18 protein-coding genes, 1 tRNA gene, 1 other RNA gene and 1 pseudogene are annotated in these 21,986 nt (G+C 32.3%); 6 read left to right on the top strand and 15 right to left on the bottom strand.

What is annotated here, in order from left to right; genetic code table 11:
• Positions 1–15: 15 nt before the first annotated feature.
• The 6 genes from KVH43_RS05465 to KVH43_RS05440 form a co-directional block, all read right to left on the bottom strand.
• Positions 16–2,007, bottom strand: coding sequence for an MASE3 domain-containing sensor histidine kinase (locus tag KVH43_RS05465; RefSeq protein ID WP_218283836.1), 1,992 nt, complete (start codon positions 2,005–2,007; stop codon positions 16–18).
• 216 nt (positions 2,008–2,223) lie between these two features.
• Complete coding sequence (locus KVH43_RS05460) at positions 2,224–2,835, bottom strand: 50S ribosomal protein L25 (protein WP_218283835.1); 612 nt, start codon at positions 2,833–2,835, stop codon at positions 2,224–2,226.
• Positions 2,836–2,979: 144 nt separating this feature from the next.
• Positions 2,980–6,519, bottom strand: coding sequence for a pyruvate:ferredoxin (flavodoxin) oxidoreductase (gene nifJ, locus KVH43_RS05455; protein WP_218283834.1), 3,540 nt, complete (start codon positions 6,517–6,519; stop codon positions 2,980–2,982).
• A gap of 401 nt (positions 6,520–6,920) precedes the next feature.
• Complete coding sequence (locus KVH43_RS05450) at positions 6,921–7,193, bottom strand: pro-sigmaK processing inhibitor BofA family protein (RefSeq protein WP_218283833.1); 273 nt, start codon at positions 7,191–7,193, stop codon at positions 6,921–6,923.
• Between the two features lie 115 nt (positions 7,194–7,308).
• A complete protein-coding gene (locus KVH43_RS05445; protein WP_218283832.1) occupies positions 7,309–7,611 on the bottom strand; it encodes a YaaL family protein in 303 nt (100 codons plus the stop codon).
• Positions 7,612–7,751: 140 nt separating this feature from the next.
• Complete coding sequence (locus KVH43_RS05440) at positions 7,752–8,291, bottom strand: hypothetical protein (RefSeq protein WP_218283831.1); 540 nt, start codon at positions 8,289–8,291, stop codon at positions 7,752–7,754.
• Positions 8,292–8,882: 591 nt separating this feature from the next.
• Here KVH43_RS05440 and KVH43_RS05435 point away from each other — a divergent pair.
• Positions 8,883–9,221, top strand: coding sequence for a hypothetical protein (locus tag KVH43_RS05435; protein ID WP_218283830.1), 339 nt, complete (start codon positions 8,883–8,885; stop codon positions 9,219–9,221).
• 14 nt (positions 9,222–9,235) lie between these two features.
• On the opposite strand, the pseudogene KVH43_RS13425 reads toward KVH43_RS05435, so the two are convergent.
• A pseudogene (locus KVH43_RS13425) lies at positions 9,236–9,373 on the bottom strand (recombinase family protein); the annotation flags it as partial.
• A 492-nt stretch (positions 9,374–9,865) separates the two neighbouring features.
• Here KVH43_RS13425 and KVH43_RS13420 point away from each other — a divergent pair.
• Positions 9,866–10,048, top strand: coding sequence for a recombinase family protein (locus tag KVH43_RS13420; RefSeq protein WP_218283829.1), 183 nt, complete (start codon positions 9,866–9,868; stop codon positions 10,046–10,048).
• 14 nt (positions 10,049–10,062) lie between these two features.
• On the opposite strand, the gene recR is transcribed toward KVH43_RS13420, so the two are convergent.
• The 8 genes from recR to KVH43_RS05385 all read right to left on the bottom strand — a co-directional run bounded on the left by recR (position 10,063) and on the right by KVH43_RS05385 (position 17,181).
• A complete protein-coding gene (gene recR / locus KVH43_RS05420) occupies positions 10,063–10,662 on the bottom strand; it encodes a recombination mediator RecR (protein WP_218283828.1) in 600 nt (199 codons plus the stop codon).
• A 69-nt stretch (positions 10,663–10,731) separates the two neighbouring features.
• Complete coding sequence (locus tag KVH43_RS05415; protein ID WP_218283827.1) at positions 10,732–11,076, bottom strand: YbaB/EbfC family nucleoid-associated protein; 345 nt, start codon at positions 11,074–11,076, stop codon at positions 10,732–10,734.
• A gap of 173 nt (positions 11,077–11,249) precedes the next feature.
• Entirely contained in the window at positions 11,250–12,869 is a 1,620-nt protein-coding gene (gene dnaX, locus KVH43_RS05410) for a DNA polymerase III subunit gamma/tau (protein WP_218283826.1), read from the bottom strand.
• Between the two features lie 276 nt (positions 12,870–13,145).
• An RNA gene (gene ffs / locus KVH43_RS05405) (signal recognition particle sRNA large type) lies at positions 13,146–13,410 on the bottom strand.
• A gap of 22 nt (positions 13,411–13,432) precedes the next feature.
• Positions 13,433–13,521, bottom strand: a tRNA-Ser gene (locus KVH43_RS05400).
• Positions 13,522–13,700: 179 nt separating this feature from the next.
• Positions 13,701–14,441 carry a hypothetical protein gene (locus KVH43_RS05395; protein WP_218283825.1) on the bottom strand — a complete coding sequence of 247 codons (741 nt, stop codon included), beginning with the start codon at positions 14,439–14,441 and terminating at the stop codon, positions 13,701–13,703.
• Positions 14,442–14,628: 187 nt separating this feature from the next.
• Positions 14,629–15,378 (bottom strand): CsxC family protein, encoded by a 750-nt coding sequence (locus KVH43_RS05390; protein ID WP_218283824.1) that lies wholly within the window; start codon positions 15,376–15,378, stop codon positions 14,629–14,631.
• Between the two features lie 222 nt (positions 15,379–15,600).
• A complete protein-coding gene (locus KVH43_RS05385) occupies positions 15,601–17,181 on the bottom strand; it encodes an ABC1 kinase family protein (protein WP_218283823.1) in 1,581 nt (526 codons plus the stop codon).
• A 198-nt stretch (positions 17,182–17,379) separates the two neighbouring features.
• Here KVH43_RS05385 and nuoE point away from each other — a divergent pair, with 198 nt between their 5' ends.
• Genes nuoE through KVH43_RS05365 form a run of 4 tightly spaced genes read left to right on the top strand, consistent with a single transcriptional unit; the run spans position 17,380 to position 21,835 of the window.
• Positions 17,380–17,877, top strand: coding sequence for an NADH-quinone oxidoreductase subunit NuoE (nuoE, locus tag KVH43_RS05380; RefSeq protein WP_255547823.1), 498 nt, complete (start codon positions 17,380–17,382; stop codon positions 17,875–17,877).
• Positions 17,867–18,259 carry a (2Fe-2S) ferredoxin domain-containing protein gene (locus KVH43_RS05375; protein ID WP_255547822.1) on the top strand — a complete coding sequence of 131 codons (393 nt, stop codon included), beginning with the start codon at positions 17,867–17,869 and terminating at the stop codon, positions 18,257–18,259. The genes nuoE and KVH43_RS05375 overlap by 11 nt, the downstream gene beginning before the upstream one ends.
• A gap of 21 nt (positions 18,260–18,280) precedes the next feature.
• Positions 18,281–20,074: an NADH-quinone oxidoreductase subunit NuoF gene (locus tag KVH43_RS05370; RefSeq protein WP_218283821.1), complete on the top strand. Its 1,794-nt coding sequence runs from the start codon at positions 18,281–18,283 to the stop codon at positions 20,072–20,074.
• A gap of 12 nt (positions 20,075–20,086) precedes the next feature.
• Entirely contained in the window at positions 20,087–21,835 is a 1,749-nt protein-coding gene (locus tag KVH43_RS05365; RefSeq protein ID WP_218283820.1) for an NADH-dependent [FeFe] hydrogenase, group A6, read from the top strand.
• The last annotated feature ends 151 nt before the right edge of the window (positions 21,836–21,986 follow it).

Below are 21,986 nucleotides of genomic sequence, written 5' to 3'. Positions count from 1 at the left end.
TTATTATTATTGCTTTTATGAATATATATCTGAAAACTCTATGTGAATTCTTTCTATACATCCCCACTCCTTATGTTCATCAGGCATACTTTTTTCCTCAGGTGATGTTTGAACAGGAAACTCTATAATAAATTCACTACCTATACCATATTCGCTTTTTACATATATTTTTCCTTTATGTAAATTTACCAAAGATTTTACTAAAGATAAGCCTATGCCACTTCCTTCATGATTTCTCCTAAGCGTTTTATCTACCTGTCTAAATCTATCAAATACTCTTTCACACTCTTCTTTTGGAATTCCTATACCTGTATCCTTTATACTAATCCTTATACTTTCTTCTCCATCATAAATGCTCACTTTAATAGTCCCACCTGCATCCGTAAACTTTATAGCATTAGAAAGAAGATTCAAAATAATTCTTTCTATTTTATCTGGATCACAAGCTATAATTTTTTCTTCTACCTCTGTATCAAATAAAAATATAATTCCTTTATTTTCAATATAATCAGCTACTGATAAAGTGATTTCTTCAATAAGACTTATAATATTTATATTTTTAGGTTTTATTTCAAAAAAACCTGTATCTATTTTTGTAATATCAATAAGATTGTTTACAAGTCTTAATAATCTATTGCAGTTTTGCCTCATTATATGTACATATTTTTCTAAGCTTTTATTATCAATATATATCTCCAAGAGCTGTAGTGTCCCTAATATTACATTCAGAGGGGTTCTTAACTCATGAGATATATTTGCAAAGAATTCATTTCGAAGCTTATCATATTCCCTAGCTTCTCTTAATAGCCTTTCATTTTCTTCTGCCCGTTTACGAGCAGTAACATCTCGTCCAATAGCTTGTACTGCAGCTTTGCCCTTATAATAGAATGGAATTGCCACTTTTTCTACATCAATAACAGTGTTATCTTTTCTTACAATCTTTTCTTCTATAAAGTGTGCCGTTTGTCTTTCTTCCTCTACCCTTCGTATTCTCTTTAAGGTTTGCTCATGAAATTCAGCAGGTAAATAATCTAGTATACTTTTCCCTACCATTTCCTTTGGGTCATCAAGTCCTACAATTTTTGCAGCTGCTTTATTAGCAAAAACAATCTTTCCTTTTTGATAAATAGCAATACCATCTGTTGAATACTCAACAAGCAGCCTATAACGCTCTTCACTTTCTTTTAATGCTTCTTCTGCACATTTTCGCTCTGTAATATCCTTTATATACGCTAATAAATAAAGAGGGGTTCCATCATCTTCCGTTACCATAGATATATTCACATAAACCCAAACTATTTGTCCATCCTTTCTTATGTACCTTTTTTCTATTTCAACAGTCTGATGCTCACCATGATATATTGATTTAAGTTTATTTTGTATAGATACATCTTTTAAATCATCAGGATGTGTAATATCTTTAAAGCTCATGGAAAGCAGTTCTGCCTCAGAATAACCCATTAAATTACAAAAACTAGACGGTACCTTCAGTATTTTTCCATCTAAGCTTCCATAAAGAATCATAATATGAGAGAAATTTTCTGCATTTCGTAATTGAAGCTGTCTTTTTTCAAGCTCAATATAAGATGTTCTAAGCTTATGAATAAAATATCCTGCTAAAAGAGTAGCCCCCACTAATACAATATTATTTAAGATTTGTGCTGTAAAATAGATTTTATGGATTTCAATATGCTTTGATAATTGAAAACGCTTATAAGTAATCATAAAAAAATATAATAAATAAATAATACTTACAGCAAAGCTCATATATCCAGCCTTTAATCCCCCTGAAAGCATTGAATACACAACCAATATAGCAAATATACCCATAATATTAGGTGTCCTTATTTCCAACCTTGTAAGTGTAATAAAAAACACTAAAATAATTACTGCTAAAATAGGTCCACTCACATCTTTAACAAAAATTCTTCTGTTATATTTGTTTTTTTTATACTGGACCTTTAAAAGATTATCTCTATAAACCTCTTGTCCCCCTATTGTCTTCAATATAAATCCCATCCCTTATTAAGAATTTTTGATTCTATAATAATTATATTAATGTTTATTTTATAGTATTCTATAGGCTTCTATAACTTCCTCCTAAAAATATACAGCAAATTGTGACAATTTGCTTATAAATATTTCATAAAAAAAAAGCCTAAGTCACATGACCTAAGCTTAACAGATAAATCCTATATTTTTATCTATATATTCACATATAATCTAATATAATTTTCTTAGTAAATCATCTGGATCTTCCTCTTCTTTTATCTCTAATTTCGTACTAGCAGCAAGGAGTGCTACAATTTCATCTTTGTCACTTAATACTTCAATATTCTCATTATTAAAAACCCATAGATCTTTGACTGTTAACGGTTCTCCGTATTTCATAGTTGATACATCAACTTCTATTGATTGTGGAAGATATTTTGGAAGAGTCTGTATTTCTAGTTCTGTCATCTGCTGCTGTATAACAGAAGTACTAGATTCTACAGCTGATTTATTTATTAAGTAAATAGGTAATTTAACCCTTACCTTTTCCTTTTCATCTAATTCTTGTAAATCTATATGTAAAACGTGTAATTTTGTAATATGCCTTTGAACATCTTTTATGATTGCTAATCTAATCTCATCTCCCATAGAAAGCTGTACACTTGAACCAACACCATAATGATTTAAAGTCTTATCCAGTTCCTGCTTATTGAACTGTACTTCCTTTGTTTTTTTATTGTGTCCATAAATAACAGCTGGAACAAATCCTTCTTTTCTTATCTTCTTTAAATATTTTTTGTTTGTTTCTTTCCTTTCCTTCACCTTAAGTAATGGCATCCCCATAAATCTTCCCCCTTTTGTTTATTAAAATTCATGTCTACATCTTTATTAAATCAGATTTTAGTAAATTTTTCAAATATTTTTTATTAATAGATAAATCGAACTAATAATAAAATAGGTGTGTAGCAAAGCTACACACCTATTTTATTACATTGCTTGTTCTGCCATTCTTTTATAAGTTTCGTATCTTTCTTTTGCTTCCTTTTCTGCCTTTTCAAATAGCTCTTCTGCTATTTCTGGGAAGCTCTTTTGAAGTGAAGTATATCTTACTTGTCCTTCTAAGTATTCTCTAAAGCTTGCTGTTGGCTCTTTAGAATCTAATATAAATGGATTCTTACCCTCTGCTTTTAACATTGGGTTGTATCTATATAGATGCCAGTATCCGCACTCTACAGCTCTCTTAATGTCTTCTTGACTTCTTCCCATACCAATCTTAATACCGTGATTTATACATGGAGCATATGCAATTATTAGTGATGGACCTTTATAGCTTTCAGCTTCTGTAATAGCTTTCATGAATTGGTTCTTGTCTGCACCCATACCAACTTGAGCTACATATACATAACCATAAGTAGCAGCTATCATACCCAGGTCTTTCTTCTTAACCTTTTTACCAGATGCTGCAAATTTTGCAACAGCCGCTGTTGGCGTAGCTTTTGAAGATTGTCCACCAGTATTTGAATACACCTCTGTATCGAATACTAATACATTTACATCTTCTCCTGATGCAAGCACATGATCAAGTCCACCATAACCGATATCATTTGCCCATCCGTCTCCACCGATAATCCATATAGATTTCTTAATTAAGAAGTCTTTGTTTTCTTCTATTTCTGTTAAAATTGCTTTTGCTTTTTCATCTAGATTATCTTTATTTTCTAGCACTTTAAGGATTTTAGCTGTAGCAGACTTTGAAGCCTCTGCCTCATCTTTTCCTTCTAACCATTCTATAAATGGTGCTTTTACTTCTTCACTAAGATCTAATTCAAGTAACTCTTTTACAAGTCTTTCTAATTTATTTACCATAGATTTCACACCAAGTGCCATACCAAATCCATACTCAGCATTATCTTCAAATAGAGAGTTTGCCCAAGCAGGACCTTTTCCTTCATGGTTTTTGCAGTATGGTGTAGATGGTGCTGAAGCTCCCCAAATTGAAGAACATCCTGTAGCATTAGCGATCATCATACGATCTCCGAATAATTGTGTGATTACCTTCGCATAAGGAGTTTCTCCACAACCAGCACATGCTCCTGAGAACTCAAGAAGTGGCTGTTCAAACTGACTTCCTTTTACTGTTTCTTTCTTCATTGGATTTTCTTTATGTGAAACAGTCATAGCATAATCCCAGTTTGGAACCTCTTTTTCTGTTTGTGTTTCAATTGGTTTCATTACTAATGCTTTTTCTTTAGCTGGACATACATTTACACAGCTTCCACATCCTGTACAATCTAGCGTACTTACTTGCATACGGTACTCAAGACCTTCCATGCCTTTACCCATAGCCTTTAATGTTTCAAAGCCAGCTGGTGCATTTTTCTTTTCTTCTTCGTTCACTAATATTGGTCTAATTGCAGCATGTGGACAAACAAACGAACATTGATTACATTGAATACAATTTTCTTTAATCCATTCTGGTACATTTACAGCAATACCACGTTTTTCATATGCAGCAGTACCATGTGGGAATGTTCCATCTTCTCTTCCTGCAAATGTACTTACTGGAAGTGAATCTCCCTTTTGTGCATTGATTGGCTCTAATACGTTTTTGATGAATTCTGGCTTTTCATCTGTTTCTTTAGCTTCTTCAACAACTTCTATATCTGCCCATGAAGCTGGTACATCAATTTTTACTAATGCATTGATTCCTTGATCTACTGCTTCATTATTCATATTAACGATTTTTTCACCTTTTTTACCGTAGGATTTTACAATAGCTTCTTTTAGATATTTTATCGCATCATCAAGAGGAATAACATTTGTTAGCTTGAAGAATGCAGATTGCATAATCATATTCATTCTTCTACCAAGTCCGATTTTTTGTGCAATATCAATTGCATTAATTGTATAGAACTCTATATTATGCTCTGCAATGTATTTTTTCATTTTTGCAGGTAATTTTTCTTCTAATTCTTCTGGAGTCCATCTACAGTTAAGTAAGAATGTACCTCCATCTCTTAATCCTTCTAATAAATCATATTGATTTACATAAGCTGGTGTTGAACAAGATACAAAATCAGCTTTACTGATTAAATATGTAGATTTAATAGGCTTTTTACCAAATCTTAAGTGAGAAATTGTAACTCCACCAGATTTCTTAGAGTCATATGCAAAATATCCTTGTGCATATAAATCAGTATTGTCTCCGATGATCTTGATTGCACTCTTATTTGCACCTACTGTACCATCAGAACCTAATCCCCAGAATTTACATCTGATTGTTCCTTCTGGAGCAGTTGTGATATGCTCTTTTATTTCAAGAGATGTATTAGTTACATCATCTACAATACCTATTGTAAATCCATTCTTAGGCTCAGCTTCTTTTAAGTTGTCAAATACAGCCTTAATTTGTGAAGGTGTTGTATCTTTTGAACCTAATCCATAACGTCCTCCAACGATGATTGGAGCATTTTCTTTTCTGTAGAATAATGTACATACATCTTGATATAATGGCTCACCTAGCGAACCTGGCTCTTTTGTTCTATCAAGAACTGCAATCTTCTTAACAGTTTTTGGCAATACGTCAAAGAAGTATTTTTCGCTAAATGGTCTGTATAATCTTACTTTGATTAAACCTACCTTTTCCCCTTTACTTACTAAATAATCTATTGTTTCTTCGATTGTATCAGTTGCAGAACCCATTGCTACAATAATATTTTCAGCATCAGGAGCTCCTACATAGTCAAATGGTCTATATGTTCTTCCTGTAATTTTACTGATTTCTTTCATATAGTCTGCTACAATATCTGGAACTGCTTCATAATATTTATTACAAGCTTCTCTTGCTTGGAAGAAAATATCAGGATTTTGTGCAGTACCTCTTGTAACAGGGTGCTCAGGATTTAATGCGTTTTGTCTGAACTCTTTTACTTTATCGTAATCAACAAGCTTTGCAAAATCTTCATAATCGATTACTTCTATCTTTTGGATTTCATGAGATGTTCTAAATCCATCAAAGAAATGTAAAAATGGCACTTTAGATTTGATTGCAGCAAGGTGTGCAATTCCTCCTAAGTCCATAACCTCTTGTACGCTTCCTGATGCAAGCATAGCAAATCCAGTTTGTCTAGTTGCCATAACGTCTGAATGGTCTCCAAAGATTGAAAGTGCATGACTTGCAAGAGCTCTCGCACTTACATGAAATACTCCAGGTAATAATTCACCTGCAATTTTATACATATTTGGAATCATAAGTAATAGTCCTTGTGAAGCAGTAAAAGTTGTTGTTAATGCTCCAGCAGCTAATGATCCATGTACAGCTCCAGCAGCTCCTCCTTCTGATTGAAGCTCTGTAACTTGTACCTCTTGTCCAAAAATATTTTTCTTTCCATGAGCAGCCCAGTCATCTGAATGCTCTGCCATAGGTGAAGATGGAGTAATTGGGTAAATTGCTGCAACATCAGTAAACGCATAGGATACATAAGCAGCAGCTGTATTACCATCCATGGTTTTCATTTTCTTTGCCATTATAAATCCTCCTTTATAATAATTTTAATGATTGATCATCCTGGTTACATTTTATTATATTTTTTTAGATAATTCTACCTGTTTTCAATTTTCTACTTTCTTCAAATAGAAAGAATAATTGATTAATATTACAACTATTAAAACACAAAGACTGTTGTATTACAATGGTATAATTGTATATCTGTACTAGTATAGATGGTTTAAAATTATAACAGCTTGCAAACATTTGATATATATTACCCCTTGTATATTACTACAGTTCTCAAATTTTAGTATAACAGAAGTAATAATTAGTGTCAATATGCTTTGAATACAATAAAAAAATAGATATAAACCCATTATTTTGAATAAATTTATACCTATTTCTAAATCAAATACCGAAATATTCTTATCCGATTATTTTATAATATATACTGAAGGATAATCATCAAAACCACCCCTGGCACTCCTAACAATCCTGCGACTAAAGCTGTAATAGGATTTATAGCAATATGTATATCAAAAAAACCTCCTGCCAAATTAATTAACAATAACATTATTCCACCAATTATTCCATTATAAACTAGTTTTATAATCCATTTTATAGGAATCAGTAATATATATCCTAGTATATATAATAAAATCAAACCAAATGCATAAGCTAAAATAATATTAAGCTCTATCCCCATTCCCATAAAACCCCTCCTGTTTTTCATATTATAATTCATTATATAAAATTTTTGCTTAAAATATGACAACAGCTAAAAAGACAGGCATCCTCATCAAAAGAATTCCTGCCTACTGATCCCTTTACTGAATATTAGATTTTATTCCCATTTCCCTAGCTACCTTTAAAAGATAAGTATATCTTGTTTTTGCAGCTTCTACTCTATATATAGCATAATCGATCAAGTCTGGATCTGTTACATCTTGAAAATACTTCTCAGCATTTCTCCATTCTTCATGAGCTTCTTTTATAGTGTGAATCATCTTATCCTCTTCCGTCTGCACAGCTTCTCCATTGATTATCTGTGCATATAAATTCCCAACTGCACTGAAAAAACTATTTTCACTTTTAGTATTTCTTGCTGAACGATTCATACCTCTACGCATAATATTACCCCCCTATAACCACTTTGTATGTATCTTATCCATTTTTTGGATTAATTATACATACCTACACTCCTTAATAAGCAATATTAGGGGACTGATTTTAACATGTCTTACAAATAAGTAAATCCTCCCTTGTCATATTATAAGTTAATATTCTCTTTTAATATTTTATCTACATGCTCAAATTTTGTCTTAGGTACTTTTATATTATACTCTTCATTTTTATAATGAATATTAACTTCATCTTCTTTCCATTGGAAGATTTTTATATTATTAAATTCTAATATTATACCACACCATACTAATCCTTCATCATAAAAATATATTCTTCTATCATCATTCAAAAAATTTGATAATAGCAAGGGAGTGAATATAATAATAAATCCATTAAACTCTTTATAAAATCCTTTAGTTGCAATTAGAAATACATATTTAACAAATAAGATTATAGAAATAATAACCATAATTAGTCTTAGATACTTAACTATAACAGGTTTATATATATAATAATTAGGTTTTGGTAAATTATTTTTTCTTATCCTTATTATTGCAATAATTACATTTATCCACAATAAAACTGCTAATATACAAGTAGCTATCACATTATGTCTATAAAATATAAATACAATGAAAAACAAAATCAAAATAATTATACGTAAAATATCCTCAAATTTTTTCATCTATTATTTATTCTCCTTAAATTCACTTTACAAATAAATAATATCATTTTCCATATCAAGACAAATTGATCTAGTGATTTAATAAATAGTGTATCTTCTTCTATAATTTTGGTTTCAAAATATAACAATTCATTTTGGAACATTTCATAAAACGATTATATATATTTTGGGACAACAAAACAAGCATGATTTCTATAGTATCAAAAAGTGTACTTTTTGATACTGTAGTATGAGAAAAAAATCAAATAAAAGTTATAATCACATACACGATTTTACATTTTTTTACATGAATATTCAGCTATAATATACAAGTGTTTCATTATGTAATAAATATAACAAAAAAAGAAAGGATGTTGAAGGTAAAAAAAGCAAAAAGATTAATTAGTACAGTACTTGTATTAATGCTATTTTAAGTTTGTATTAGATCCATATGAAATGAGCCTTAGTAAGAAAATTGTAAAAATTTATACAGGACACTCTTTAGGTGGATATTTAGCTCAGTGGATAAGTGGAAAAATATCAATAAACGATTTAGAAGGTTTGATTATCCAGTTATAGTTTCATTAAGTCAAGATAACAAAGGAGGATTAGATGGAATTTGACCCTCAAGATTTACCATATATATTATTGATATTTAGTGGTATGTTATTTTACAATCTACCAATATTTATGTTATTTTGGTTATTTTATGATGATAATAGAATGCTTACTATTAAAAAAGCAACAAAAATACAACAAATTAATTATAGATTTTTACTATTTAATATTGTTTTATATATTCCATACTTATATCTGTATAATTTACTTACTATAATTTTTGATAGATTACCACCTCTATGGATAACTATTATTCCAGTAATATGTTCGTGGATAAATATTAAATTAAGTAATAGTTTACTTGATAAAGCTAAGGAAAATACTGAACAATAAAAAAATCTATATCATTTATATTTTCCTGCGGCTTTTGCCAAAGCAATCCCTTCTCTTTGCCTTTCTAAAAGGCACTCACGTTCAAATTCAGCTATAGCTCCTACCATGGTAAGCATAAGCTTTCCTGTAGGATATCTTATATTGCAAAGCAGCTTGATCTTAAAAATACTCTCTTTGATGAATACGATTGGCGTGGTCGATCTATTAAATATCATCGTGCTCAAATAGGTTTTGATGAAGAAGGAGATAACCTATCATTTAAAGAGTTAAGAGTTGAACGAAGAGTAGAAAAAGAACTTATCAATGATTTTAGGCGAGTTAATGGAAAAACAAATATTCTCTTTCAGATGGCAGATGCAACTTTAAATAATCCTGATGAAGATCTACCAACGGATTTTGAAGAACACATAGAAGCCAATTATAAAGCTTTAAAAAAGTAACCCTTACTGCTTATCACAATAGGGGTTATTTCATTAGAAGAAAAAATACCTCTTATAGAATACTTAGATGTAAAATTTATATTTTTAAGTGGTTTATGGTTTTTTGGGTTGATAGCAATAATTTTAAAATTTAAAAATAGATGAGGAGTAGTAATAACTCCTCATCTAAGAATAAATATATTAATTTTATGCCCAACCACCACTATGCATATCAAAAAGCTTTTTATCGATAAGTGTAGTAGTAAAAATACCAATAGATCCAAATTAAAAGCACTTATGGAATATGCAAGAGAAGTAAATATCATTCATTTAGAAAGTTTTAATAGATTAGTAAGAATCACAAAAGATCTCCTAAGTTCTTTAAAAGTACAAGCGTTAGCTTGGTAATCTTTAAAGAACATTTAAAGCTCTCTTCTTCCTTCCAACGCTTTAGACAAAGTCACTTCATCTGCGTATTCTAAGTCGCCTCCCACAGGAATTCCATGAGCTATTCTTGTTACTTTGATCCCAGAAGGCTTTACTAGCTTTGAAATATACATAGCGGTTGCTTCTCCTTCTATTGTAGGATTTGTAGCCAAAATTACTTCTTCTACTTTATCCTTTTGAAGCCTTATGAGTAGCTCTTTAATCCGAATCTCTTCTGGTCCAATTCCTTCCATAGGCGATATAGCTCCATGTAAAACATGATAAACCCCTGTAAACTCTTTTGTCTTTTCCATAGCAATAACATCTTTTGGAGATTCTACTACGCAAATCATACTTTGATCTCTTTGCTCATTTCTGCATATACTACATGGATCTATATCTGTTATGTTCCCACATTCTGAACAGTATTTTGTATTTTTCTTAGCATTTAAAATAGCTTCTGATAAATGCACTGCATCTGCTTCACTCATGTTTAAAACATGAAAGGCTAGTCTTTGAGCTGATTTCCTTCCTATTCCCGGAAGCTTTGAAAACTCTTCTATCAGCCTTGCAATCGGTGCTGCATAATAGCTCATACAATACCACCTCATTTCTCAAAAATATCATCAACAAAAAGAACCGAGCGTCAAAGCTCGGCATTTTATTTAAAATAATCCAGGAACATTGATGCCTCCTGTAATTTTCCCCATTTCTTGAGTCACCATTTCTTCTGCTTTTCTTAATGCTTCGTTTGTAGCAGCAAGTATTAAATCTTGTAGCATTTCTATATCATCTGGGTCAACCACCTCTGGCTTAATGATTACATCTAATATTTCTCTTTTTCCATTTACCTTTACAGATACTGCCCCGCCACCAGCACTTGCTTCAACTTCTTTTTCTTCTAATTCCGCTTGAGTTTTTTCCATTTGCTTTTGCATCTTTTGTACTTGCTTTAACATATTATTCATATTTCCAGGCATCATTGGCATTCTACCCCTACCCTTTGCCATTTTATCTCCTCCTCATTAATTTCATAATTATATTTACTTTTTAATCACTTTTACAACATATTATACCATATACAAAGCACCTTATAAAATCTTTTACCAACAAAATCCACTATATTGCATACCTCTATATTTCCCACATCTCATCTATTTCATTACAAAATACTTTATAGTATTTATTCTACAATCTCAACCAAGTCTTCTCCGAACATTTCTATAATCTTTTTTATTTCTTGATCTTGTTCTGAAGAATCTTTATCACTTTTAGGAAGATCATCTAATTCATCCTCCATTACACATTTTAACTGAACCTTTTGCCCGAGTAGCTCTTCAATCACTCCTTCAATAAATTCTTTATAAGGACTCTTTCCTGAAGCCTCCTTATGAAAACCATAACCATCCCCAAATGCTACTATAAGTGTATTGTTTTCTACCTTTACAAGTTTTCCTTCCATCAAAACAGCATATACTGAAATTTTTCTTTTTTTAATAGCTTTTAATATCTTCTCCCAGCCTTTTTTTAAGTTGTCAAAATTTATAGGCCTTAATTTTTCTGCCTTCACAGGCTCATCTACCACATGCTTATTATCTATATCCTCTTTTTCATTCTTCTCTTCTTTAAGAACCTTTTCTACCTTTATTGTTCCCGATTGAATAATTTCCTCTAAAGCTTCAATTCTTTCTAGTAAAGCTTCAATAGAATCATCTAGCATAGGCTGGGTCAATTTTACAACAGCAACTTCTAAAAGAATTCTAGGCTGAGTAGCATATTTTGCATCTACTGCTGTTTGAGATAATTCTCTTATGGCACGAATTATACTCTCCGTATTCAAATTTTTTCCTTGTTCTACAAGTCTTTGAATATTTTCTTTAGAAAGATTTATAATCCCTTCTAAATTCTTTGACACCTTTGTCATCATTAAATTTCTATAATGTTCAATAAGATCCTTTAAAAATTGTTGAATATCCTTTCCAGAAGAAACCAGTTCCTGTATCAATTCCATAGCAGCTTTTGCATCTTTATCTTTCATACAATCTACAAGCCTAAATAAAAAGTCTTCACGAACTGTTCCGAGAATATTTATTACATCATCATAAGTAATTTTTCCTACTCCAAAGGATACACATTGATCTAATATGCTTAAAGCATCGCGCATTGCCCCATCAGCATTCCTAGCAATTAATCTAAGGGCTTCCTCTTCTACCTCTATATTCATTTGACTACAAATATAAGCCATTCTCTTTACAACGTCAGCTTCTGTTACTCTCTTAAAATCAAATCGTTGGCATCTTGAAAGAATAGTTGCAGGAATTTTATGAGGCTCTGTAGTAGCCAATATAAATATGACATAAGAAGGGGGTTCCTCTAAGGTTTTAAGCAATGCATTGAAAGCTCCTGTTGACAGCATATGCACCTCATCAACAATGTAGACTTTATATTTTCCTTTTGTAGGTGGATAGTTTACATTCTCCCGAAGCTCTCTAATATTATCTACACCATTGTTAGAAGCTGCATCAATCTCTATAACATCCATTATACTCTCATGTTGTATCCCTATGCAGATCTCACATTCATTACAAGGATTAAAATCTTTTGGATTTAAACAATTGACAGCACGAGCAAATATTTTAGCTGTAGATGTCTTTCCTGTTCCTCTTGTCCCACAAAAAAGATAAGCATGAGCTATATTATTATTTTTTATTTGGTTTTTAAGAGTCTTTGTAATATGTTCTTGACCTACAACATCCTCAAATACTTTTGGTCTCCATTTTCTATATAATGCAACATATGCCATTTTATCCACCTACTTTTCTTTCGTATACCTTTTTCATTATATATTTTTTATTTATAAAAAATACTTTTGATAGCCAAAATAAAGTGTTTTACTTTTAGGAAAGTTTGAACGAAATGAGTTTTGAAATTGTTTATATATATTATATTCTTTTAAGATTTTTAACACAACATTGATATTTATATATTCCTTTTTTATATAAATACTATCCATCTTTGTATTTAAAAATCAATAAAAAAACATGTAGAAAAAACTACATGCAAACTTTTATATGTAAAGCTGTGCACCTATCGTTGATAGGCTGTTACAAACGTAACCTGTACAGTTAACTCAGATCAGGCACCCCCACGGCACACAGGAGTGTCTGCTTACCGTTGCTTCCTTCCGGACCTGGCGGGGTTCACAGATTCCTATTGCGCAGGACCCGATCATCATCGCCACTTATACAGGGCAGACTTTACAACAACAAACCGTCGATAGGCATTCGATCCTGCTACAGCGGATTGCAGGTTACAGGGCACCGCTACCTCCCCATCTAGCACAGCAAACTTTATAAACTTTTTTAATGGCGGAGAGAGCGGGACTCGAACCCGCGGGGCCTTTCGGCCTTACACGCTTTCCAGGCGTGCCCCTTAGCCAACTCGGACATCTCTCCATTTCTTATTTTTTTACGCTACATATAATAATATATCATATCTATTCTAAAATTACAAGTGTGTAAATTTTGTATATGTTTACAATTATAAACTATCTCTTATCAATGTGGTTACGTTAAAAAGCTCTCTCAAAAAACTTTTTGAGAAAGCTTATGAATAAATCTTTTCTATATATTCATCAAATCCATCCTCCTATATCAATAGTTGAAGAATATGGAATTTTCACCTGTCGATTTTGTAGAATTTTTATTGTAAGGAATAAAGCCATCTTTTCTTCTAGCTTTGTAAACTCTATTTCTTTAGAATTCTGATCCATATTTTTTGAAATTTGATCGTTTATTTCTTCATTGTATGTTATAATTCTACTATTTGCCAACTGACAATAGGGAAACGCATTATAAAATTCCGTACAAAATTCACTGCTTTTATTTATTTCAACTGCAAAAGGTCTACTTCCGTTAAAATCTACCTCTGTTGTACAACTAAAGGGTACATTTACAGTACACTGTCTTAAATCTCCACTAATCCAATCATCTCCTGAAGCATCTTTTACAAGATAATGAATACTTTTTCGAAGGATTCCCTTTATAAACAACATATTTGCATCTTTTGTTAATAAGCATTCCGTAGCTTTTATCTTATTTTCAATTTCTTTTATTTTATAAGCAGGTTCTGGTAGCTCTATGAATGCACTTATATTTATTTGAACAATCAGCTCAGCTAATACAACAGGAATCTGCGCAATAACACCTGTAGTAATAGCATCAATTGGTACAGAGGTATTCATACACAGGGGAGTTGTCCCTCCTGTTACTTTTAAGCAGTCGCATTGCTTGATACCTACTTTACTAAGCTCCACTTTAACTTTCTCTATTTCTTGCTTCTTTTTCGATTGAGGTATTTGTTGCTTTTTATACACATTTACTTCCCCCTCATCTATGACCTATTTATGTATTAAGGTCAGCTTGTAACCATATTTCTACTAGCTTATTCATTTTCACCCGTTTTTGTTACTTTGTAACAGCTTTCTCGAGCAATAAACAACATAAAGTAGCAAATATTAAAAGGATTACGCCCAAAAATTTTTGAACGTAATCCTTTTTATATTATATAGTTGTAGCAGATATTTTAACTTGTTGGTTTTGTAATAGCTTCAACGTAAGGTATATAACCATTTTTTCTTCAATTTTTGTAAATTCTTTTTCTTCAAAAGGAATTTCTACATCTATAGGTTTATATCTATCTAAAAACTCATCATATTCTACGATTTTACTGCTAATAAGTTCACAATAAGGTAATTCGTTATAATACTCTGTACTTACTTGGTTAAATTCAGAAAAATCGCCAGATAATAATTGATCCTTTTCTGCAAATCCTGATGCTGTTATTTGGCTAGTTTTAAAGAATTCAAATTCATCCCTTGTATTATTTACTATTGGAATAGGAGAATTACCATTAAAACTAACTTGTGTTGTACAGCTAAAAGGTACATCTACTGTACAATGTTTGATATCTCCACAGAATCCATTACGATTTGAACAATCTCTTGTAGCATATTCAATATTTTTTCGGATAAAGCCCTTAATAAATAGAGTATTGGTATCTTGTAGCAATAAACACTGAGTAACTTTTACATTCTTTTTAATTTTTTTTATTTCATAAGCAGGTTCTGGCAACTCAACAAAAGAATCTAAATTGATTTGTACAGTTAATTCTGCTAATACTACAGGAATCTTAGCTACAGCTCCCCCTACAATCGGATCAATTGGAAATGGCTTATTCGTGCATTCCAACACATTTCCTCCTGTTACGCTTGTGCAGTAAACACTATTAACAACTGCATTATTTCCCATCATTTATTCACTCTCCCATATTTTTTATTCATTCTTTGATTTTAATTCCTCATCTGTTTTTCTAGTACATGTTATGTTGTTTGTCCTTAATTTGTTACTGCTTATCCAAAAATAAAAAAAAATATTAAGCTACACTTATTTTATATTTAAAAAAGACAAACCACTGAAAAATTTCAATGGTTTGTCAGCAACCTGAAATCTATTTAGTAGATTTCTTTTTTATCATTACATTTTTTCATTTTTAAGAATCAATATCAAAAGCCAAAGTCCCATAACCGCAGCACTTAAATATCCAATAAGGCCAAAAAATGATATATCATAAATTTTAGGTCCTACATTTGCATTAATCACCAATGAGGATCCAACAACAATAGAGGAAATAATTAAAGAAAAAACAATTCTATTAGTCATTTTATTTAGCTGATAGATGCTTTCTTCTAAATTTTTATGTTCTATCTGAACTTTTAGCTTCCCTGCTAGAACACTATTCATGAGTTCTAAAGTTTTAATAGGAATTTTTAAACCGTATTTTGATAATTGATAAATATTTTCTATCTGCTCAATAATATCCTGTTTATAATTTTTCTTTAATATAATATGTTCTTTAATATATGGTACCGCCACTTCCATCATATTCATATCAGGATCAAGCTTTGCTACTACCCCTTCTATAGTCATAATTCCCTTTAAAAACAAAGCCATATTATTTGGCATAGCAAGGTTATTTTTCTTACTAACCTGAAACATTTCATCTACAAACTGAGGAAGGTCTATATTTTGAAGGCTTTCCTGAACATATCTATTATAAACTTCTTCAATATCAGAATAGAGATTTCTTATGTTCACTTTCCCTTTCTTTATTCCTATTCTTAAAACAGCATGAGTTAAACCTTCCATATCTCTTTTTGCTGCTGCATATAAAAGATCATTGAGCTTATTTCTCATTGATTTGTCTAAAACGCCCATCATACCAAAATCAATGTAAGCAATCTTCTTATTATGAATAAGTAGGTTGCCTGGATGTGGATCTGCATGAAAAAAGCCATCTTGAAATATCTGCTTTACATAATTACTCATAAGCTTTTTTGCTATAGCTTTAAGAGAATAACCTTCTTTTTTTAAATCATCAATATTATTTACCTTTATTCCTTTTATATATTCCATTGTTAATATGCTAGAAGTAGTATATTCCTTATATACCTTAGGACATGCTATATATTTTACGCCCTTATTATATTTATAAAATTTTTCAATATTTTCTGCTTCATTTAAAAAATCCAGCTCTTTTTCCATCGTTGTTCCTATTTCTTCTACTACTTCTTTAAAATCTATTACACTCTTTTGAGGAACAAGCTTCCCTATTTTAGTAAGCCTTTTTAACAATGCAATATCACTCATCATAATTTCTTTTACATTAGGACGCTGAATTTTTACTACAACCTCTTCCCCATTTTTTGTACAAGCTAAATGGACCTGTGCCATAGAAGCAGATGCAATCGGCTTTTCTTTAAAATAAGAAAACAAATTTTCTATAGATTCTCCTAACGCTTTTTCAAGTATTTTTTTTATGTCATCATATTTTTCTGGTTTTACATTATCTTGTAGTTTTTCAAACTCAACAATGTATTCATCTGGTAAAATATCTGGTCGTGTAGACAGGATTTGTCCTATTTTCACAAATGTAGGCCCTAATTCTTCAAGAGCAGCTCTTGCATTTTGAGGATTCATTATCCCTTTTTTAATGCCATGCTTCACAAAAACAGAAACTATCTCTTTAATCCTTTTTTTCTCATTAATATTACTCATAGCATATTTACCTCTTATTCTTCAGAATTATCTTACATATATTATAACCAATATTATAACCAACTTAAAAACAAGTAGCAATTCCACAACTTACCATATATTATAGAAAGTTCTCTCTAAAAATGCATTAAGACACAGGAATTAGGGAAAATTAAGAAATGAATTATTTAAAAACTCTGTGAAAGGAAGGTGACTAAGTTGTCAAATAATTTGCCAAAAGAAAAATTTGATGAACTAGAAAAATATATTGATAGTCTTCAATCAACAAAAGGTGCTTTGATTGAAATTCTCCACAAAGCACAAGATATATTTGGATATCTTCCAAGAGATGTACAGCTTTTTGTCGCAAGAAAGCTTGGCATTCCTGGAGCTGAAGTTTTTGGCGTAGTAAGCTTTTATTCATATTTCACAACAGAACCTCAAGGAAAACATACCATCAGTGTATGCATGGGCACTGCCTGTTTTGTAAAAGGTTCAGATAAAATCATTAAAAAATTGCAAAACGATCTTAATATCAATTCAGGTGAAACTACTGATGATGGGCTTTTTACCTTAAGGGAAGTTCGATGTATTGGTGCCTGTGGCCTTGCTCCTGTTGTAATGGTTGATGAGAAGGTATACGGTCGAGTAAAAGAAGAAGATGTAGAAAAAATCATTCATGCTTACCGTGATAGGAGGGTAAACAGTGCAAATTAAATCTATAGAAGAATTAAAAAAAATCAGAGAAAAATCTATGAAAAAAGTAATGCTAAGAGAACATGGACAAGAAGATGCAGATCAAATAGAAGTATTGGTAGGTATGGCAACCTGCGGCATTGCATCTGGTGCTAGAGAAACACTTAATGCAATTGTAGATGAAGTATCAAAGGAAGGTCTTGAAAATGTAAAGGTTATTCAAGTGGGTTGTATTGGTCATTGTCACAGCGAACCTATTGTTCAAGTAAATATGCCCGGTCAAAAACCTATTCTATATGGAAAAGTAAATAGTCAAAAGGGTCGCGAAATAGTTCAAAAGCATATTAAGGGTGGAAACCCTTTAAAGGAATTTATAATCGATGCTACCTTTGACAGAGCATAAAAATGCATAAGGAGGGAAAACATGAATCAGTTTAGGATGAATGTAATGGTCTGTGGCGGTACAGGCTGTATGGCCAGCGACAGCGATAAAGTAATCCAAAATTTTGAAAAGCTTATCAAAGAATATGAATACGATAAAGAAGTTCAAATCGTCAAAACTGGTTGTTTTGGATTTTGCGAGCAAGGTCCTATTGTAAAAATAGAACCAGATAATGTTTTTTATGTACGAGTTCATCCAGAAGATGTAGAGGAAATTGTAAAAGAACATATTATCAAAGGTAGAAAAGTAGATAGACTTTTATACCAAGAACCTATAAAGCACGAAAAAATTGAACAACATAAGAAAATGCCATTTTACAAAAAACAGCTTCGTATTGCTTTAAGAAACTGTGGATTAATCAATCCAGAAGACATTTATGAATACATTGCCTTTGGAGGCTACGAAGCTCTTGGGAAAGTCATTACTTCTATGACTCCTATGGAGGTTATCGAAACAGTGAAAAAATCAGGACTTCGTGGTCGGGGAGGAGGAGGCTTTCCTACAGGACTCAAATGGGAATATACAAGAAAATTTGATAGTAATACCAAATACATTATCTGCAATGCAGATGAAGGAGACCCAGGTGCCTTTATGGATAGGAGTATTTTAGAAGGTGATCCTCACAGCGTGATTGAAGCTATGGCAATTGGTGGGTATGCTATTGGTGCCGAAGAAGGAATTGTTTATATTCGTGCAGAATACCCCCTTGCTATTGAACGTCTTAGCATTGCTATTCGTCAAGCACGTGAGCTTGGTCTTTTGGGTAAAAACATCTTTGGATCAGATTTTCACTTTAATATTCGCTTAAAGTATGGTGCAGGTGCTTTTGTATGCGGTGAAGAAACTGCCCTTATTAACTCGGTTGAAGGAAAACGTGGAGAACCGAGGAACAAGCCCCCATATCCTGCAGAAAAAGGTTATTGGGACAGACCAACCTGTGTAAACAATGTAGAAACATTTGCAAATATACCACCTATTATTTTAAAGGGTTCTGATTGGTTTTCATCTATCGGAACCGAAAATAGCAAAGGAACAAAAGTTTTTGCTCTTGCTGGTAAAGTAAATAATGTTGGTCTTGTAGAAGTTCCTATGGGTACAACTTTACGTGAAATTATATACGATGTAGGTGGCGGTATAGTAGGTAATCATAAATTTAAAGCAGTTCAAACAGGTGGTCCATCTGGTGGTGTAATTACAGAAAAGGATCTTGATACACCTATTGATTATGAACACCTTATGGAGATTGGATCTATGATGGGGTCTGGTGGTATGATCGTCATGGATGAAACCAACTGCATGGTAAACATAGCAAAGTTTTATCTAGAATTTATAATGGAAGAATCATGTGGAAGATGTACTCCATGTCGTATTGGAACTAAACGTCTTCATGAATTCCTTTCAAAGATTACAAAAGGAAAAGCTACTATGGAGGATTTAGATGCATTAAAGCAATTGTCATATATGATCAAAGACGGTTCTCTTTGCGGACTCGGTCAAACTGCACCAAATCCTGTTTTAAGTACACTTGAATATTTTTGGGATGAATATTTAGCTCATGTTAAGGATAAACACTGCCCTACTGGAGAGTGCAAAGTTCTTGCAAAATACAGCATCAGCAAAGAAAAATGTGTAGGATGTACTGCTTGTGCAAAAGTATGTCCAGTAGACTGCATTAGTGGAAAAGTAAAAGAAACACATGTTATCGATCAAAGCAGATGTATAAAATGCGGCGCATGCTTCGATGCATGTAATTTCAATGCCGTAATCAAACCATAGTGAGGTGAGAATATGTCCGAGAAGCTAGTAAAAATAACAATCAATGGTCAAGAAATGCAAGTACCTGAAACAATTACTATATTAGAAGCTGCAAATCGTGCTAACATAAGAATTCCAACTCTATGTCATCTTGATCTGCATGATTTGAAGCTTGTAAATAAAACAGCCTCCTGCCGCGTATGTACAGTAGAATTAAAGGGCCGTAATTCTTTAGTACCTGCATGTGTTACACAAGTAGATGAGGGAATGATAATCAGAACTGATTCTCATAGAGCCATTAACGCACGTAGAATTGCTGTAGAATTACTTTTATCAAATCATCCAAATGAATGCTTTACCTGTCCAAAAAACTTAGAATGTGAACTTCAAGCATTGGCAAAGGAGCTTGGAGTAAGAGAAATTAAATGGCATGGAGAAAAAATGCATTATGATAAAGATTTATCTAGCGATGCTATTGTAAAAGATCCCAATAAATGTATCATGTGTCGTCGCTGTGAAACTATGTGCAATGAAATTCAAACCTGTGGAATCCTTTCCGCAATGGGTCGTGGATTTAAAGCTATTGTAGGTCCTGCTTTTAATATTCCTATGAAGGATTCCTCTTGTACTTACTGCGGTCAATGTGTAGCTGTATGCCCTACAGCAGCACTAACAGAAGTTAACCATACAGATAAAGTATGGGAAGCTTTGAGTGATCCTGACAAGCATGTTGTAGTACAAGTAGCTCCTGCTATTCGCGTTGCCATAGGAGAGCTCTTTGGCATGGAGCCAGGAACCATAGTTACAGGAAAGCTCGCAACAGCTCTAAAGAATATGGGCTTTGACGCTGTTTTTGATACAGATTTTGCAGCTGATTTAACAATCATGGAGGAAGCATCCGAGCTTATTCATCGTATTGAACACGGCGGAAAGCTTCCTATTCTTACTAGCTGTTGTCCTGCATGGGTAAAATTCATTGAACATCAATTCCCAGAGCTTTTAGATGTTCCTTCCACCTGCAAATCTCCTCATATCATGCTTGGTGTTATTGCAAAAACATACTATGCTGAAAAAATAGGTATAGATCCAGATAAAATTGTAGTAGTTTCAGTCATGCCATGTATTGCAAAAAAAGCAGAAGCCGCTAGACCAGAGCTTACAAAGGACTATCACAACAATGTAGATATCGTTGTAACAACTCGTGAATTTGCTGCAATGCTCAAGGAAGCAGGCATTGATTTTAAAAACCTTCCAGATAGTGATTTTGATAATCCTTTAGGGGAAAGTACAGGTGCTTCAGTAATTTTTGGTACAACAGGTGGTGTAATTGAAGCCGCTGTTCGCACAGCCTATGAATGGATGACAGGAGAAGAGCTAAAAGATGTTGAGCTTCATCAGCTAAGAGGAATGGAAGGCATTCGTGAAGGAACAGTTAAAATCAAAGAAATGGATATAAAAATTGGTATTGCCCACGGTCTCGGTAATGCTAGAAAACTCCTTGAAGATATAAGAGATGGAAAGAGTCATTACCATGCCATAGAAATCATGGCATGTCCCGGAGGATGTATAGGTGGCGGCGGACAACCTTATCATCACGGCAACGAAGAAATTGTAAGAAAACGCCAACAGGCTATCTATAATGAAGACAGAAATAAAGCTTTAAGAAAATCTCATGAAAATCCAGAAATATTAAAGCTATACAAGGAATATCTCGGAGAACCTTATGGAGAAAAAGCTCATGATCTTCTGCATACCCATTATGAAGCAAGAGAACGCATATAACAAAAAGCTTTAATATTCTCAGATTATGATGATTACTAAAAAGAACCACCTTTGTTTTAATGGAAGTACACCAATACACCCAAAACAAAGAAGGTTCTTTTTATGTCTTTACTTAATAATAAGACAATTTTTAATAAAATTGCACAGGTAA

The sequence above is a fragment of the Crassaminicella indica genome (assembly GCF_019203185.1).
Classification (GTDB): Bacteria; Bacillota; Clostridia; order Peptostreptococcales; family Thermotaleaceae; genus Crassaminicella; species Crassaminicella indica.
This window is presented reverse-complemented; position numbering and strand designations above follow the sequence as displayed.

Excerpts from the sequence above, each read along its gene's own strand:
- KVH43_RS05460 (WP_218283835.1), bottom strand. The coding sequence starts at position 2,835 with ATGGGGATGCCATTACTTAAGGTGAAGGAAAGGAAAGAAACAAACAAA.
- nifJ (WP_218283834.1), bottom strand. The coding sequence starts at position 6,519 with ATGGCAAAGAAAATGAAAACCATGGATGGTAATACAGCTGCTGCTTAT.
- KVH43_RS05450 (WP_218283833.1), bottom strand. The coding sequence starts at position 7,193 with ATGGGAATGGGGATAGAGCTTAATATTATTTTAGCTTATGCATTTGGT.
- KVH43_RS05445 (WP_218283832.1), bottom strand. The coding sequence starts at position 7,611 with ATGCGTAGAGGTATGAATCGTTCAGCAAGAAATACTAAAAGTGAAAAT.
- KVH43_RS05440 (WP_218283831.1), bottom strand. The coding sequence starts at position 8,291 with ATGAAAAAATTTGAGGATATTTTACGTATAATTATTTTGATTTTGTTT.
- KVH43_RS05435 (WP_218283830.1), top strand. The coding sequence starts at position 8,883 with ATGGAATTTGACCCTCAAGATTTACCATATATATTATTGATATTTAGT.
- KVH43_RS13420 (WP_218283829.1), top strand. The coding sequence starts at position 9,866 with ATGCATATCAAAAAGCTTTTTATCGATAAGTGTAGTAGTAAAAATACC.
- recR (WP_218283828.1), bottom strand. The coding sequence starts at position 10,662 with ATGAGCTATTATGCAGCACCGATTGCAAGGCTGATAGAAGAGTTTTCA.
- KVH43_RS05415 (WP_218283827.1), bottom strand. The coding sequence starts at position 11,076 with ATGGCAAAGGGTAGGGGTAGAATGCCAATGATGCCTGGAAATATGAAT.
- dnaX (WP_218283826.1), bottom strand. The coding sequence starts at position 12,869 with ATGGCATATGTTGCATTATATAGAAAATGGAGACCAAAAGTATTTGAG.
- KVH43_RS05390 (WP_218283824.1), bottom strand. The coding sequence starts at position 15,378 with ATGATGGGAAATAATGCAGTTGTTAATAGTGTTTACTGCACAAGCGTA.
- KVH43_RS05385 (WP_218283823.1), bottom strand. The coding sequence starts at position 17,181 with ATGAGTAATATTAATGAGAAAAAAAGGATTAAAGAGATAGTTTCTGTT.
- KVH43_RS05370 (WP_218283821.1), top strand. The coding sequence starts at position 18,281 with ATGAATCAGTTTAGGATGAATGTAATGGTCTGTGGCGGTACAGGCTGT.
- KVH43_RS05365 (WP_218283820.1), top strand. The coding sequence starts at position 20,087 with ATGTCCGAGAAGCTAGTAAAAATAACAATCAATGGTCAAGAAATGCAA.